Raw genomic sequence first — 16,107 nt, forward strand, 5'->3', positions numbered from 1 at the left:
TGGTTGGCGCGCAAGAATGCGTCAAGAAGCGCCGTCCTCAAGCGAAAATCAAGAATTGCGTCAAGCGTGGTGCAGGCACGCTGCAATCCCCGCCACCAGGTTCCGCTTGTCGCAGCACGCCGAGACGGGGAATTTCTGCAGGATGGTTTTTCCGCGAGGCGTCTTCCCTCTGCCCGGACCGGGGTCGGACTGCGTCCGGCATCCGTCACAGGCCCCGGCCGTCAGCCGGCCCATGCGTTCACGCAGTGCACGTTCGGCCTGGGCGGCCCCGCCCTTCAGCGGACGCGCGCGCAGCACCGCGGATGCCTGGGCCAGCCACATCCACGCTTCGGTCTGACGCCGCTGCCCCTCCGCCCGGTCCGCCAGAGCGACCATCGGACGCACCGCCTCCGTCGGATCCAGGACCTTGGCCGCCTGCGCGCAGTGATGACCGATGTCCGGCCCGACGACCCACCGCGAGCCGTGCGCCGTGGCGTCGGCCAGTGCCTGGGCGATGGCCAGGTGCACCTGTGCCCTGAGCATCGTGTCCAGCCCGGCGAGCACGTGCTCACGGACCAGGTACTGACTGAACCGCAGGTCGCCGGGGTCGTCGGGATTGCGCGTGAGCAGTCCGGTCTGCAGCGCGTCATTCACCGAGCCGGTCATCCTGCGCTGGGTGAGCACCGCGTTCACCAGGTAGTGGTCGATGACCGGCCCCATCACCGCGCACACTTCGAGCACGGCGATCACCTCGGCCGGGTACTCGGCGAGCCGGCACTCAAGGACGGTCCGCACGGCGAAGGGCACCGCGCCCAGCAGATCCTTGTGGATGCCGGTCAGATCCTTCAGCTTCGCCAGCCCGGTGAGCAGGTAGGGGTTCCCGCCGGCGGCACGGTGCAGGAAGGACACCTGATACCAGGGGACGGGCGCGCCATGGAGCTCGTGGATCAGGGCGTGCGCCTCGACCGGGGAGAGCCCGGTCAGATGGAGGTTGCCCACGGCGTCCGTGCGCAGCAGATCGGCCACCGCGCGCCGCAGCTCCGGGCGCAGGGCCAGGCAGTGCTCGCGCACCGTCGCGATCACCACGAGACGGGCGTCGGGGACCTCCACGGTGAGCAGGTGCAGCAGTTGCATGGTGTAGGCGTCCGCGAGATGCAGATCCTCCAGCATCAGCACCACGGGCTTGCCGGCGGCGGCCAGGAGCAGCTGTACGACGGCATGCTGGTAGGCGGTGTCGTCGAGATGCGTGAGGCGGCCGGTGTCGTGCTCCGAGGGCCGGTCGTGCTCACGGGCGGGAAACGCGCCGGGTAACTCGCCGACCGGCGCTTCGAGTCGGCCTCCCCGCGCCCGCAGCACCTTCCGTACGACCTGGTGCCACATACGGCGGGCGCTCGCCCCGGCCCCGGCGCAGTGGGCCCAGATCACCTCACGGTCCGTTGCCGCCAGTTCCTTCTCCAGCTCCTTGAGGAAGCGGGTCTTGCCGACTCCCTGCTCGCCGGTGACCAGCACCGTGCGCATGGGGCGTTCCCCCGCCACCAAGGACCGCAGCTGCGCCAACTCCTGCTCCCGCCCGACAAGGCTGCCCATCGGCGGTGCCGACTTGGCCGCCCGTGGCTGCGCGACGGTGACCTCTCGGCTCCCGGCGCCGGGCCGCTGCGCGGGCCGGCTCTCCCGGGGCGGGCCCGGACGGCAGGCCGGCAGGTCCTGGCGCAGGATCGCCTGGTGGATCTCCTGCAGTTCCTTGCTGGTGTCGGCGCCGAGTTCCGCGGAGAGATGGGAGCGGATCTGCTCGTACGTCAGCAGTGCCTCGGCCGGGGAACCGCTGTGATACTGCGCCAGCATCAGCCGGCTGCCCAGGCGTTCCAGCATCGGATTGTGCCGGATCTCTCTGCCGAGTTCCCGGACCACCTCGTCGTAGGAACCCAGGCCCAGGCAGGAGTCGGCCCATATCTGCAGGCCCTGCAGGCGCAGTTGCTCAAGGCGGGTCGCCTCCAGAGTCGCGAAGTCGTAGGCCGCCAGTTCGCCGTAGGGAGTGTCGGTCCACAGCGCCAGGGCCTGGTCCATCGCGTGGTGAGCCCCGGTCAGGTCGCCGGCGGCGAGCCGTACGCGTCCGAACTCCACGAGGCTTTCGAAACGGTGGACGTCGGTGTCGTCAGGGGAAATGTCCAGCTGGTATCCGGGACCCGCATGACGCATGCTCACGAGGACCTCGTGCTGTGTCGTCATCGTCTCGGAGATCGCCTTGCGCAGACGCGACACATAGGAATGCAGCGTGCCCATGACGGACGTGGACGGGGAAGGCCCCCATATGGAGCTGATGATGTCGTGCACCGACACCGTTTTGCCGACGTTGATGAGCAGCACGGCGAACAGGGCACGCTGCCGCGGAGAGCCCAGGGGCACATCCAACTGACCGAACCGGACCTTCATGGGCCCGAAGACCCTGATGGCCGGCGGGGATTGCCCGAAGGATTGCACGACATCGTTGTCTCCCGAAAACATGCATGTCCTTCCTTTCCCCCGTGGAATGGCCGGGATCGTGATCCCATGTGACATACGCTATTTATCGGTGTCCACGGTGACCCGCGTTTATCCGTCGAACCCGGTGGCGGGCCTTGCCGGTGAGGCCACTGTCGGGAGGGGGCTCGAACGTCGCTGCGCGGCCGGTCCTGATCGGGTGGATCCCATGCTGGACGTACCTTTCCGGGGAGCGGAAGCAAGGCCTCGGCCCCAGGGGGAGGGCCGGCCCGGAAAACCAACGTCGGTGCAGCGAGCGAGACTTCCTGTGCGGGGCCGCACGCCTGCTTTGCCGACGCCTCACTGGTGGTGCTGATCAAGATGGTGCCATGTGCGATCAGCTGTTCCGGCTGCATGACCCCCCTCATCGGCTAAGGGCAGGGAAACCTGGCGCGAGCCGCCGCGCGCTCGTTCCGACGTCGACGGACGTCCAGGACGAGGTCAGAGGGAGCCGGTGAGCACGGCCGCGACGACCTCGGTCCGGGAGCGCATTCCGGTGCGGGTGAACAGCCGGGACAGCCGGTTGGCGACCGCGTCCTCACTGAGCCGCAGGACGGTGGCGATCTGGCGGTTGGTGAGCCCCTCGGCGATCAGGACGGCCAGCAGGTGCTCGTTCTCGGCGGTGGCCTGCTTACGGCCGGCGACGGTGAGCCCGGCCTGGCGCATCGCGGTCCTGGTGTGGAAGCGCCACAGGGTGGCACCGGTCGTGCCGAACAGTTCGTACGCCTCGTGCAGCAGCGTGGCCGGACCCGCGCCCGCGTCGGCGGCCGCCGCCAAAGTGGTCGCCGTCTCCCACGGCAGGCCGCGTGCACGGGCCAGGTCCACCGCCCTGCGCAGATTTGCGCGGGCGATGTCGGGGGAGTCGGACCGCAGGACCCGGGCCGAGGCCAGCAGATGCAGCAACCGTGTCCGCTCACTGCCCGACCGGGCCGCGATCCGTCCCAGGCGCTCCAGGCAGGTCACCGCCTCGGCGGTGCGCCCCGCCCCGGCCGTCACCTCGGCGAGCGGGGCCCACAACTCGTCCGTGCCCTGGACCTGGCCGTGCTCCTGAGCCCGGTCCAGTCCGCGGCGCAGCGCCCGTTCGGCGCCGTCCAGGTCGCCGAGCGTGCCGAGCACCTCCGCCTCGGTGGCGGTGAGGGAGCACGACGGCGGCGCCTCTTGTATGCCGGGCACGCTCTCCAGTACGCGCAGGGCACTGCTGGTACGGCCCCGGGCGAGGAGGATGGCCGCGGTCCGCGCGGGCAGCAGGAAGCTGTCCGACGCGGGGAGTTGGACATCGTCGGTCGCCAACAGTCGGCGCCCCGACTCCAGCGCCTCGTCCCACCGGCCCGTGAGGTGGGACCAGAGGAACCGGCTGAGCGGCGGCAGCATCTCCACCGTCATCCCACGGGACTTCAGCAGGGTCTGTGCCGCGTTCCGGTCGTAGCCGACGATCATCTCGTCGAACATGGCCCCGGCGAGCGCGTACACCTGGCCGACGGGCAGTGCCGGCGCGTCGGGCAGGGCCAGTTCGCGCAGGTAGGCCTCCGGGCGGCCCATCGCGCGTGCGGCCGCGGCGCGGAAGGCCCGGGGTGTCGCACGGCAGCGCGGACTGGTGTTCCACATCGCTTCCGTGCGCGAGAGCAGGTCCCACGCCTCCTGCCACCTCGCCAGATGGCACAGTGCCAGGGCCCGGCCGCTCACCTTGGCCAGGGCAGGCACCGGCAGCTCGTCCCACCACTGTGCCGTCGTCAGCCGGGACAGCGTCCGCCAGTCCAGCTCGTTGACCGTCACTCCGACGAGGAGCTGGGCGATCGCCTGAAGATCCGACGGGGACAGTGTGTGCCCCGGATTGCGCAGCAGCCGTTCCGCGACGGCCCGCCCGGTCCGGTAGTCGCCCGCCACATAGGCGGCCCGGGCCCACCGCTGCAGGGCCGGCGCGCGGGCGGCGGGGTGCTCGATCAGCTGGGCGGCCGCCCGGAGCCAGCGCAGCGTCGCCCAGTCCTCGGTGCCGGGCCGCACCCGTTCCGCGGCGGCCGTCAACTCCGTCACCGCGCGTTCACGGTCGACGAGGGTGCCCGCGTCCGCGATCCGGTCCGCCAGGTAGGTACGCGCCCGTGCCTCGTCGAGCAGGAGTGCCGCCGGGCGCACCGGCTGCCCGGCGTCCGCCGCGCCCGCGTCCGCCGCGTCCGCGTTCGCCCAGAGCGCCTCGACCGCGATGGCGGACAGTCGACTGCGTTCCAACGGCCTGAGCCGCCCCGCGACGGTGTGCGCCATCAGCGGAAGGCGGAACGTCCAGCCCTGAACCGCGGTGCCGTCCGGGCCGGGCAGGCCGTCGACGATTCCCGCCCCGACCAGGTCGCGCACGCCGTCGCCGACGGCGCCGGGGGACAGGCCCGTCCACGCCGCGATCAGCTGCAGGGCCGCAAGGCCGAACGGCCACAGGACGCTCAGTGCCGCGGCCACCGTGCGACACGGCTCGCCCAGCGCGTCCAGCGCCCTGACGAATCGGTCGTCGTCCGGCAGCACCGGCAAGGGAGCGCGCGTGCCGACGAAGGCGTGACCGTCGGTGATCCGGATCTCGCCCTTGCGTTCCCAGCCGGTGAGTATGGCGTCGACCGCCCCCGGGACCCCGCGCGTGCACTCGTCTATCCGCAGGGCCAGGGTGGCGTCCGGCGTCGCCCGCAACCGCTGGGCCACCAGCGCGGTGACGTCCTCCGGGCTCAGCCGCGACAGCACCATCGAATGGGCCCCTTCGGCCCCCCTCAGCCGTTCCACGGCGTCGCGCGGACCGTCGCGGCCCGGCGTCCGGTCCGGGCCCGGGGTGCTCCCGGCACGGTCGGGTGCGCGGTGGCGGCCGTCCTTCGCTCCGCCCGCGTGCCGCGCCGCCGACACCACCAGCCGGACCCCCGGCGCGAGCCGCGTGAAATGGATCCCGCGGAGCACGGCCAGGGACGCCGTATCGGCGTGCTGGGCGTCGTCCACCAGCACGGCGACCGGCCCGGACTGGGCGAGTGCCGCACGCAGCAGCGCGTCCATCGCCGGCCCGTCGCGCCGGTCCACCGCGGACAGCGCCCGCGCGACCGGCTGTCCGGCCGGCCACCGGCGCTCCGCTGCGGGCCGGTGCTCCTCCAGCGCCATGACCAGCCGCAGTGCCAGCAGCAACGGCCGTTCACCGTCGGCCGGGGCGCACTCCATCGCAAGCACCGCGGTCCCCTGCTCCCGCAGCCGGTCCCCGACGGCCTGTACGAACGTGGTGCGCCCTACGCCCCGTTCGCCTCGCACGAGCAGCAGGCGCGGGCCGTCCGGGTCGGTCAGGCGGCCAAGGATCTCGTGCTCCTCGCGCTCGCGGCCGAGCAGCCGGTCCTCCGTCCGGTCCATGCGGGCGGCCGTGCCCCAGCTGATCCGTTCGGTGTCGCCCGTCCACGCCGTCACTGTGCAGTGCGTCCCTCTTCTGTGCCATGCCCCGGCCGGCGGTGAGCGGCCGTCTCCGGGCTCCCCGGTCCTGGGCTTTCCGATCTTGTTCTTCGACATTACGCCGTCGCCGCCGTTCGTGAGACTTCCCGTCAGCTGTGGTGCGAAGTCCCTTTTGTGGCAGGGCCATTCATCGCGTCGGAGTGAACTGTGACTGGCGCGCAGTCGTCTTACCTCGGTGAGCGAGGACGAGCGAGGAGCCGGCGTGCAGCAGGACCATGGGCCGGTCATCGGCAGGGACGGCGAAGTCCGCGACGTGGCGGAGGTGCTGTGCGCCACCGGTGCGTCGGCGCGTGTCCTGCTGGTCACCGCCGAGGCCGGGGTGGGCAAGACCGCCGTGCTGGACGAGGCACGGCGTAGGGCGGCGCAGGAGGGCACCAGGGTTCTCCGGCTCGCCTGGGAAGCCGCCGTGGACATCCCCGACCCGGGTTGCGACCTGCTCCTGGAGGACCCCGACGCCGGCCTGCTGTGCTTCGCCGCCGCCCGCCGGGCGCTGGTGGGTGCCGCCGCGCAGGACGGCGAGCTGACCGGACTTTCGGCCTTCGGCGCGGCCCTCGCCGACGCATCCCGTCAGGCCCCCTTCTCCCTGGTCGTCGACGGCGTCGAGCGCATGCCGCGGCACGTCGCCGAGACACTGGGACTGCTGCTGCGGCTGTTCCGCCCACGCGGCGTGCCGGTCGTGATGGCCGTCCGGCCGGGAACCGCGGGGGACGCCGTCGTCGGGCAGCTGACTGCCGCGGCCGACCGGCTGCTGGAACTGCCCCCGCTGCGCCAGGCCGACGTTGCCGCGCTGGTCGCCACGCATGTCGCCGGGCGGTTCGGCCGTCCGGCCGAGCCCGCGCTGGCCGAGGCCGTGTCGCGTGCGCTGGGTACCTTGCGGGGCAACCCCCGGGCCGTGCTCTCGGTGGTCGACTCGCTGGACGAGCGCGCTCTGCTGGAACTCGACGGCAAGCTCTGTCTGACGGTTCCGGCCGGAGAACTGCGGTTGGGCTCGGATCCGGCCGAACTGCTCGGGCTCGCCCGGCCCGACGCGACCGCGGACTCCGGGACCACCGAGGCGCTGCTCGCTCTGGCCCACATGGCGAGCCGGGCCGAAGTGCGCTTCGACGATGTGCTCAGCCTGCTGCCCTCGGTCGGCGTCCAGGCCGTCGAGCGCAGGCTGGACCGGCTCGTCGCCGACCGGGTGCTGATCGTGGACCGGGAGGGCCGGCTGTCGTTCGCCGTGCCGGCACTCGGGGCGTCCTTGCGGACCCTGCCCGTCCGGCACGACGTACCAGGGGCCCACGCGCGGCTCGTCACGTCGGTCAGCGACCGGCTGGGAGCCGAGGCGACGGGCAGCGGCCACCCCCGGCTGGCCGACCATGCGACAGCCGCCGGTCACCGGCTGGACGACGAACTCGCGGTGCCGGTCCTGCTGGCGGCGGCCCGCGAGTCCGCCCGGACCGACCAGTCCCTCTCCGCCCGCGCGTACGCATCGGCCCTGCGCCGGCTGGCGCCGCAGGATCCGCGAACGCCCGGCGTGCTCCACGAGGCGAGCAGCCTGAGCCTGTGGCACGGCGACCACGCCGGGCTCCTGGCGATCGGCGAGCCGCTGCTCGCCCGCCTGGACGCGCCGGACGCCGAGCATGCCGAGAGCGCCGCCGGTCTGGAGGCCGTCGCCGGCGCATGGGCGCTGGCGGCACTGCACGAACACCGGTCGCCGTACGCAGACGACGCCGATCCCCGCTATCGCGAGGCGCTGAGCAGCCTGCCGGCCGCCGCCGGACTGGCCGCCCTCGGTGGCCGCTACGGCATCGGGCCGGCCACACCGGTGCCCGTGCCGGCCGCGCACCCCACGGTGGCCGCCCCCGCCCGCCGCCGCTCCGGGCCGATGCCCTCGCCGCCCGAGTTACGTCTGCTGGCCGCCGCCGGGGGCAGCCTTGCCGACCTGCGGCGGGCCCGGCAGAGCCTGCCGTCCGACGCCATCGACGAGGCCGGCCTGGACCGGCTGCGCAACGCCGCCGCATACGGAGACCTGGCCGGCGCCCTCGCCGCAGTCCTCGGTGACCGCTATGCCGCGGCGGGGGACAGCATCGCCGCCCGGTACCTGACCATGGTCGGTGACTATCTGGCGGGGGACTGGGACGCCGCCCTGGCGGCCGCCCGCGGCATCGAGGTGCGCGGCCGGTCCGACACGACGGCCGGTGCCTCCCAGTCGGCGCGGGCCCTGGCCGCCGAGATCCACTGCATGCGCGGGGACCTCGAACGCGCCCGCGCGTGGCTGCGGCGGATACCCGACACCGCCACCCATCCGCTGGTGACGCGGGCCCGGCTGGGCGTCCGGTACCGGTCCGGCCAGGCCGGGGAGGCGCTGGAACGCGCATGGCACGACGTGCGGCAGGCACGCGGGGCCGGCCTGCTCGCCGGTGTGGAGCGGGTGTTGCTGCGGATCATGTGGTTCGAGCTCCTTCAGGGCAGACCGAGCACAGCGCGGCAGGCGGAGGAGGAGCTCCAGGCGCTGCACGAGGAGGCGGCGTCCCCCATGACCCACGAGGCGGTGCTCATCGCACGCGGCATCGCACACCGCGACGCCGACAGCGCACTCGCCGCCCACCGGCTGGTGCAGCGCCGGGGCGACGTTCACCTGGCGGTGCTGTGCTGCCAGTGCCTGACGCATGTCGCCGACGACCCCCGGCCCTGGCTGACCGAGGCGACCCGCAACGCACACCGGCTCGGCATGGGGCGCTCCTTCCGCACCGAGCTGACACGTGCCGCCCGGCGGCGGAACATCTCCATGCCGAGGCTGCGTCCCACCAGGGACGAGCTCACCGAACGGGACATCAAGTTGGTCCGCATGGTGAGTGACGGCGCGACCAACCGGCAGATCGCCGTCGCACTCGCCTGCAGCGAGAAGACCGTCGAACAGCGGCTGACCCGGCTGTTCCAGCGCACGGGCTGCCGCTCCCGCGCGGAACTGGCCGCCGCCTGGCTGGACGGAAACCTGGCACGACTCGGACTGCTGCCCCGGGCGGCCGCGTGGCCGTCACCGGGCACCGGCAGGTGACTTCCGCTTTGCTGCTGGCGGGCGGCCCTTCGGCGGCAGTGGCGTGGTCGATCGGGGCCTGGGCGAGTGGTTCCCGGGAGCGGTGCAGGAACGCCTGCCCGAGCAGCCGACCCCGCCGCGGGAAGGCACTCCCCGGTGCGAAATACTCTCCCGATGAGTTCACGCACTTCCCCGATCAGCTGGCCGATCACGATACGGAGGGCAGTCGCGCGGGATGCCAAACGGCTCACGCGGCTCGTGCGTGGCTCAGGCGCCTACGAGGGTAAGTACGCAGCCGCAGTGGCGGGCTACCGGGTCGGTCCTGATTACATCGAGGCTCACCGTGCCTTCGTAGCCGTCGACGCCGACGAGCATGGAGGCCGGGTCATCGGGTTCTACTCGCTCGTCCTCGCTCCACCGGAGCTCGACCTGCTGTTCGTCTCCGACGAAGCGCAAGGACGTGGTATTGGACGGCTGCTCGTCGCGCACATGCAGTCCGAGGCCCGTGCCGCCGGGCTCGAACGTGTCAAGGTCGTGTCGCATCTTCCCGCCGAGGACTTCTACCACCGCGTCGGCGCAGTGCGGACCGGGACCGCGCTCGCGAACCCGCCCGCCGTGCCGTGGGACCGTCCCGAATTCGAGTTTCGCATTCCTTCGGAATGAAGCGGTGTGCCGGTTCGTGCGGGACCTGGCCCCGTGAAGCTTGGGCGGCCGGCGTCGGTGCGGCCGGCGGTGGCGGCCAGGCCGTAGGCCGACTGCAGGTCGCTGGGGCCGTAGCCGATGAGGGAGTCCGCGGCGGCGGTCGGCCGGACGGTCTGGGGTGCGATGCCCTTCTTCGCCGCCTGCACTTCCTGGAAGGCGGTGGTGCCGGTGGTGACGCGCAGGGCGTTGCCGGCCCGCCCAGCGCTACGGCGTGGGGGGCCGCTGCGGGGAGCGGAGTACGAGCAGGGTGATCTCGCTCGGGGCGAAGACGCGGAAGGGCGGGCCCCAGAAGCCGGTGCCACGGCTCGTGTAGAGGAGGGTGCGGGTGCCGTGGCGGCTGAGGCCGGCGAGGGCGGGCTGGTCGATGCGGACCATGTGGTGGAAGGGCCAGATCTGGCCGCCGTGGGTGTGACCGGAGAGCTGGAGATCGACGCCGCCGGCTGCCGCCCGGTCGACGAACTTGGGCTGATGGGCCAGGAGCAGGACGGGGTGGTCGGGGTCGGCGCCGTGCAGGGCTCCGGCGAGGTGGGCGCCGTGGCCGGCGAGGCCGGAGGACTCGGCCGTGACGTCGTCCACGCCGGCGACCACGAGGGTGTCGCCACCGCGTTCGAGCAGCAGATGGCGGTTGCGCAGCGGCTCCCAGCCCAGCTCGTCCATCAGGTCGACCCAGCCCTGGGCCTCGCTGTAGTACTCGTGGTTGCCGGTGACGTAGACCCGGGCCCGGGTGGCCTGCACGGTGCCGAGTGGGGCGGCCTGGGCGCGGCGGCGTTCGGCCGTTCCGTCCGCGATGTCTCCGGTGTGGCAGACCAGGTCGGCCTTCAGCGTGTTGACCGTCTCGCAGACCCGTGCGGACCAGCGGGCGCGGTCGAGTGGGCCGTAGTGGGTGTCGGTGATGAGGACGACGCGCGTGCCGTCCAACCCGGCCCCCAGACGCGGAAGTTGCACGTCCAGGCGGCGTATCCGTGGTACCCGGCGGGCCTCGGCGTACCCCCAGGTGAGCAGCGCGGCGGCTGCGCCGAGGACCGCCCAGGTGACAATCCGGGCCCGGTCCTGGCCGTCGCCGACGCCGGTCAAGGTCAGGACGAGCCGCAGCGGGACGCCGAGCACGACGGACCAGGTGAACAGGACCCAGATGGTGCCCAGCAGGGTGTCCCCGACGATCGCCGCCCAGTCCTGCTGCCGTCGGCCGTGGCCGCGCACCATCGCGAGCGGCATACCGATCAGGCCGAGGACGAACAAGGCGGTGCCGGCGAGCGGCCAGTGCTGCCCGGTGTGCAGCAGCAGCCAGCAGGGCACGGTCCACAGCAGGACGGGGGCGATCAGGGGGAGATAGCGCATCAGTCGGTGCAGTCGGCTCGGCTGAGTCGCGTGCGCCGCGCTGTCGGCGGACCGGGTTTCGCTGGTGTCAGTCACGCTTCCCCTCCTAGAGCAACCAGGTTGCCGTCGCGCGCACTGTATCCGGCCGTCCCGGGCCGGTCGGACGGGGTGCTCATGGTGGGCAGCCCCATGTGGCAAGGCGGCCTCCGAGTTCGCCCCCGGCTCACGCGGTTGGTAACTCTGCTCCTGACCGGGGCCGCGGCGGCTTCGAACGGTGAGGTGTAGAAGCTCCGGAAGCAGTGGAGTCCCGGGTCCGTGGTCTGACTCATGACACGCCCGACCTGGTCTTCTACGACGCCCCGGTGCTCGGCACCCGCCGGCCCCCCGAGGCTGGACGGCTCCTGGTGCTCGCCGCAGGGCCGGTGGCCGGCAGGGAGCGGGTGACCCCGGTTCTCGACGCGGTCGGCGCCCGCACGGTGTGGACCGGCGAGGACGGCGCGGCAGGCAGCGCGACACGGCTGAAGCTGGTCGCCAACAGCTGGGTCATCGCGACGACCAACGCGCTGGGCGAGGTACTGGCACTGTCGAAGGCGCTCGACGTGGACCCGCGGAGCTTCTTCGACGCGATCGCGGGCGGCCCGCTGGACATGGGCTATCCGGGGCCAAGTCCGGGCTGATCCTGAACGACCGGCTGTCCCCGGCCCAGTTCGCGGTGGCCGCCGCCGCCAAGGACGCCCGCCTGATCGTCGAGGCGGGTGAGAGGAACGGGGTCCGCCTGGACGTGGCCGCCGCGAGCGCCGCCCGCCTCGAACGCGCCGCCGCGCTTGGCCATGGCGACGAGGACATGGCCGCCGCCCACTTCGCCGGCTTCGACGAGAACGCCTGAGGAGGCCCCGCATGTCCAGGCCGCAGCTGCCGGCCGAGGCCCAGTACCTGTTGCGCCGCCCCAACCCGGCCGTGGCCCTGGCCCTTCTGGCCGTTGGCGCGTCTGAAGCCGCAGACCGGGCAAAGGCTCTCGCGCACCGGTGCGCTGGGTGCGCATGTCCGGGACGAGGGCCGGCCCCGGTGCATCCCGGACCACCTCTACGGTCGCGGTAGATCCGCGGCAGGGCACTCGTATCCCTCCCCGGCCGCCAGTTGGGCACCGTCAACACCCCCACCATCCGCCGCTCGGCTCCGGCGTACGCGGATGACTCCTGAGCCTGGCCTGTGACAGCGGATTCCGACTCGGTCGTCGCTATGGATCCGGAGTCCGCGTCCAACATGTCAGATGCACCGGCTGACAATCGCGGCCATCACCTGCGACACCGTCTTCCGCGCCTCCTCCAACTGTCCTCTCCCCTCGGCCAGTTGATCCTCAAGATCCCAGCGGCATTCCGATATCGATCACAGGTTGCTGGATCTGTGCCTCCGGGAGGCAGGTTGTTCCGGGTGTCTGAAGTGCGTACACAACGCGCACCAGTCCTCGTTGACCCATGCACTACCGGTCATCGCGTGCCGAACCGACTCGACCGTGGCTGCCAGGTCCTCGGCCTGCCGAGCGAAGCAGCGCACGATCCAGACGTCCTCACCGCCCCACCACTTGTGGAGTCCGGCATGAACGGCAGCCTGACCGTTGCTCCACCATTTGTCGGCAGGCCCGGTTGCCACAACATCGAGGGCCGGCAGGTCCGCCCCGCACACAGTCGGCTCCTGGCCGGGTTCGGTGGAGATCCCGAGAGTCACATGAGGCCAGCCACGGACCTGTGCCAACTGAGCGTGGGACTCGAGGCGTTGCATGATGCTGCGGTTGATGATCCGGGGGCGGTCCGCAAGCGTCATTGCGGTGCGCTCGTCCAGGAGGACCTCAACGGTCCAGGTCTGGTCACCATCGAGGATGCCGGAGAAGGACCAACCGTCGATGCTGGGATGGACCGTGACCTCGCCATCCAGGCCATGCTCCATGCCGTTGGATCCGATGAGTGGATACCACAGGCCGCCGTAGCGTTCCTCGAAACGGACCATCGCTTCAACAGCCGCGTCGGGCAAAGGCACCTCACCCCCGTCGGGGGCTTCCGCACGAGCCGATTCACGGAATTGGTCGGCGGACATCGCCGGACCACGCCGGGCTCTTGTCAGGAGAGCCTTGACGCGCGGTGACAAGCAGGGATCGTCGATAATGTGCACGTCAACACGCTGGCGGGCCCCGCCGGCGACGGTCGTCTCGACCACTCGCAGCTGGACGTCGAGGCGGCTGGGTCGGGCGCGGCGGCCCCTCACCTGGCGCGACACCCTCCGGGCCGAACTCGCGCCGACCGGAGGCGGAGATCAGCCGATCCACCCGATCGACCACCGCCTGCCAGACCATCGTGAATGCCTTCAACCAGCACCCCGACAGGCATTCAGGTCCGCGGGCCGCTACCAGAAAGACTCAAACCCTCCGACAAGCCATCGCGAGGGCCGCACCGCTGTTCATGAACTGCGCGGTGCAACTGAGGAGCTGTGATGCGTATCCGTATTTCGAGGCTACGGATATCCGGTGTTGTTCGTGCATCAGTACGTTCGCTGCCAGTCAGGCGTGCCGATTGAGTCTGTGCGGTGCCGAGGATGCGTTTCTCGGTGGTCCCATCCGGAACGTTTTGTGGATCGGACCGTGCCTGGAGGCGGACCCCTTGAAGGTGGGTTGTGTCCTTGTGTGGGGTGCGCGCCCGTCCATCGGTGTCGGCTGTCAGATCTTGAACATGGCGAATTCTGCGAACAGTTAGAGAGGCTTCAGCGATGGCAAGACACAGAAGGACAACCGCGAAGGGCAGACACCGCAAGCCTTCCCAGAATGCCCGCCCGGGACTGATTACCGCGGCGGCCGGAGGGCTGTTGTACGCCACGCTGTCAGTGTCGGGTGCGTCGGCTGCGGAACTCACCGACGAACAGCCCATCAGCGCGGACGAGTCCGGTGGGTATGTCGAGGAGTCCTACGGAGGCGATTCGCACGGGCAGGAGTCCGACGGATACGCCGAGGACTCGTATGGCGGTGGGTCGTACGGTCAGGAGCCCGGCGGGTACACCGAGGAGCCCGGCGCGGACGCAGAGGCGCAGTACGACGAGCCGCAGCCCGAAGCGGAAGCCGAACCGCTCAACGCCGAAGCAGAGCCCGACGGGTACACCGAGCAGCCGGGCGCGGACGCAGAGGCGCAGTACGACGAGCCGCAGCCCGAAGCGGAAGCCCAGCCGCTCAACGCCGAAGCGGAACCGGGCACGGAGGGGACGGAACCGGGCGTCAGGCTCGTGAACGAGGTCGACGGAGTCCCCGTCTTCCAGGTCCTGGACGACAACGAGCCCCAGCCCGAGTCGGATGCCGGGGATGGGCAGCCGCCCACGGAGGGGCAGCTGGTGGACGGTGGGCAGCCGCCTGCGGACGAGGAGCCCCAACTCAGCGACGGCAGTGAGGAAGCGACTGTCAGTCCGGGCGACAGGATTCAGCCCGAGGGCATCCCGCTCGGATCAAGCGGGTGCACCGCAGGCCCGATCGTGTCGGACGGGTCTGGAGCCAGTGGCATCCTGACGGCAGAGCACTGCGGTGGCACCCGCTGGACCGACAGAGACGCAAGGTACGTCGGTTCGGTGCAGCCGCCGGAAGTGGAAGTCGACGGCAACGACACCGAGATCATCAGGCTGGACGGCGATGTCGTCCCGGAAACAGACTTCACTGGTATCGCCGAGCCCGAGGTCGGCCAGGATGTCTGTGCGAGGGGCGCCACTTCCGCGGAAATGGGGAGGGGCCTCGAACGCTGCGGTCAGGTCACGGACCTCGATGTCACCGTCCACTATGACAAACAGGAGAAGGACGCGGACGGCCAGCCGATCCTTATGAACGGGTTGCCGGTCTACCAGATCGGGCCGACAGTGACCGATCTCATCGAGACCGACATCCCCACTCTGGCCGGAGACAGCGGCGGACCGCTCTACACGAAGGACGGCCGAGAGGTTGTCGGCACTCTCAGCGGCGGCAATGGCGATTTCCCGGATACATGCGGGAGCCCGAATGCCGTCGCGGGCCCGTGCTTCGCCCCCAACAGCAAATTTGTCCCCATAGCGAAGGGACTGTCGTCGTTCCCAGGCTGGGGCGTGAGTGTCGCCCCGGGAGTCACGCCGTCAGAATCCGCCGACCGATTCTGAGACTGCCGTCCGCTCCGGGTCTTCGCCCGGCCCGCTGCCGGTCCGGCCTCCATGCCTCCGGGGAGCGCATCACCGCCTCCCCGGAGGCCGCGGTTGAACCACTCTGGCTGGCCTGCTGCTTGTGCGGCGCCGGGGTGCGCGGTGGGCTGCGATGCAGGTCCGCATGGTCCGGCAGAGCCCCTGCCACCGGTGGAACCGGCCGGCGACCTGGGCGCCAGGCGCCCAAGTCCGCCGCCCTCTCTTTACGACGGGCCACTGCTCGGCCCTCCACGCGGCGATCCGTGCCTCGTCCCGCTCGGTGGCCTTGCGCGAGGGAACCTGCACGCTCCAGTCGATACGGTGCAGCAGCAGGTCCGGCCCGCCGGCCAGGGTGTATTCGACGCCGAACCGGCGACACACGACCTCGGCGATACGAGCCGGCGTCCAGCACTGGCCAGACCAGCCGGAGGCGGCCGGGCCGGCATCCAACACCGCCTCCAGAACCCGCAGTTGTGCCGCATCGAGCTTGCAGCGGGCGCCGCCGGAGCCTTTTGGCCCCGACGTAACCCGCAGAGTCAGGTGGGTATCGGTCCGGATACGGCGGTCACTTTGCTGATCACGATGGGAGACAAGCCGGAACGTCTGGGCGGCGAGGCGTCCCTTGCCGCGCTGCTTGGGGCCAGCTCGTCGAGCGCTCCTCGGGAAGCCGGCAGCACCGGCACCGCAACCGCGGGGGTGACCGGCAGGCCAGGCAAGACCCGACGCGAAGTCGTCCGATGCCTCAAACGCCACGTCGCCCGGGAAGTCTTTCACCTGATCCAGCCCGTATCTTCACAGCCCCCGTCATAGGGGCTGTCGTGACGGATGAGAGGCTCAGGCGAGTGAGTGAGAGTACCCCTAGTAGCCTGCAATACCGCTTCGACGGTCCGGAAGACGCCCCCGTCCTGATCCTGGGTCCCTCGCTGGGAACGACCTGGCACAGG

The 16,107-nt window shown here is 71.2% G+C and carries 9 protein-coding genes and 2 pseudogenes; 6 read left to right on the forward strand and 5 right to left on the reverse strand.

Annotation, left to right across the window (positions count from 1 at the left end; all coding sequences use genetic code 11):
* Positions 1-60: 60 nt before the first annotated feature.
* On the reverse strand, positions 61-2,409 hold the full coding sequence (locus tag OG254_RS38520; protein WP_405591431.1) for a BTAD domain-containing putative transcriptional regulator: 2,349 nt from the start codon (positions 2,407-2,409) through the stop codon (positions 61-63).
* Between the two features lie 528 nt (positions 2,410-2,937).
* Positions 2,938-5,910, reverse strand: coding sequence for an AAA family ATPase (locus tag OG254_RS38525; protein ID WP_405591434.1), 2,973 nt, complete (start codon positions 5,908-5,910; stop codon positions 2,938-2,940).
* 244 nt (positions 5,911-6,154) lie between these two features.
* Between OG254_RS38525 and OG254_RS38530 the strand changes: the two genes are divergently transcribed.
* Together OG254_RS38530 and OG254_RS38535 are read left to right on the forward strand one after the other, a co-directional pair.
* Positions 6,155-8,992, forward strand: coding sequence for an AAA family ATPase (locus OG254_RS38530; protein ID WP_405591437.1), 2,838 nt, complete (start codon positions 6,155-6,157; stop codon positions 8,990-8,992).
* A gap of 153 nt (positions 8,993-9,145) precedes the next feature.
* Entirely contained in the window at positions 9,146-9,634 is a 489-nt protein-coding gene (locus OG254_RS38535) for a GNAT family N-acetyltransferase (protein ID WP_405591440.1), read from the forward strand.
* A 243-nt stretch (positions 9,635-9,877) separates the two neighbouring features.
* Here OG254_RS38535 and OG254_RS38540 read toward each other — a convergent pair whose 3' ends face one another.
* Positions 9,878-11,086, reverse strand: coding sequence for a metallophosphoesterase (locus tag OG254_RS38540; protein WP_405591443.1), 1,209 nt, complete (start codon positions 11,084-11,086; stop codon positions 9,878-9,880).
* Positions 11,087-11,331: 245 nt separating this feature from the next.
* On the opposite strand from OG254_RS38540, the pseudogene OG254_RS38545 reads away from it, so the two are divergent.
* A pseudogene (locus OG254_RS38545) lies at positions 11,332-11,876 on the forward strand (NAD-binding protein); the annotation flags it as partial.
* Positions 11,877-12,376: 500 nt separating this feature from the next.
* Here the strand turns inward: OG254_RS38545 and OG254_RS38550 are convergent.
* The gene (locus tag OG254_RS38550) at positions 12,377-13,201 is read right to left on the reverse strand and encodes a hypothetical protein (RefSeq protein WP_405591446.1); all 825 of its coding nucleotides are present in this window, start codon (positions 13,199-13,201) and stop codon (positions 12,377-12,379) included.
* A gap of 546 nt (positions 13,202-13,747) precedes the next feature.
* Here OG254_RS38550 and OG254_RS38555 point away from each other — a divergent pair.
* A complete protein-coding gene (locus OG254_RS38555) occupies positions 13,748-15,145 on the forward strand; it encodes a trypsin-like serine protease (protein ID WP_405591448.1) in 1,398 nt (465 codons plus the stop codon).
* A 69-nt stretch (positions 15,146-15,214) separates the two neighbouring features.
* On the opposite strand, the gene OG254_RS38560 is transcribed toward OG254_RS38555, so the two are convergent.
* A complete protein-coding gene (locus OG254_RS38560) occupies positions 15,215-15,544 on the reverse strand; it encodes a winged helix-turn-helix domain-containing protein (RefSeq protein WP_405595440.1) in 330 nt (109 codons plus the stop codon).
* Between OG254_RS38560 and OG254_RS38565 the strand changes: the two genes are divergently transcribed.
* Together OG254_RS38565 and OG254_RS38570 are read left to right on the forward strand one after the other, a co-directional pair.
* Positions 15,485-15,973 (forward strand): hypothetical protein, encoded by a 489-nt coding sequence (locus OG254_RS38565; RefSeq protein WP_405595677.1) that lies wholly within the window; start codon positions 15,485-15,487, stop codon positions 15,971-15,973. The genes OG254_RS38560 and OG254_RS38565 overlap by 60 nt on opposite strands.
* A pseudogene (locus OG254_RS38570) lies at positions 15,901-16,104 on the forward strand (3-oxoadipate enol-lactonase); the annotation flags it as partial. The gene OG254_RS38565 and the pseudogene OG254_RS38570, both read left to right, overlap by 73 nt.
* Between the last annotated feature and the right edge of the window lie 3 nt (positions 16,105-16,107).

Origin of the sequence: Streptomyces sp. NBC_01092, assembly GCF_045039535.1 — a bacterium.
In the GTDB taxonomy this organism is placed as follows: domain Bacteria; phylum Actinomycetota; class Actinomycetes; order Streptomycetales; family Streptomycetaceae; genus Streptomyces.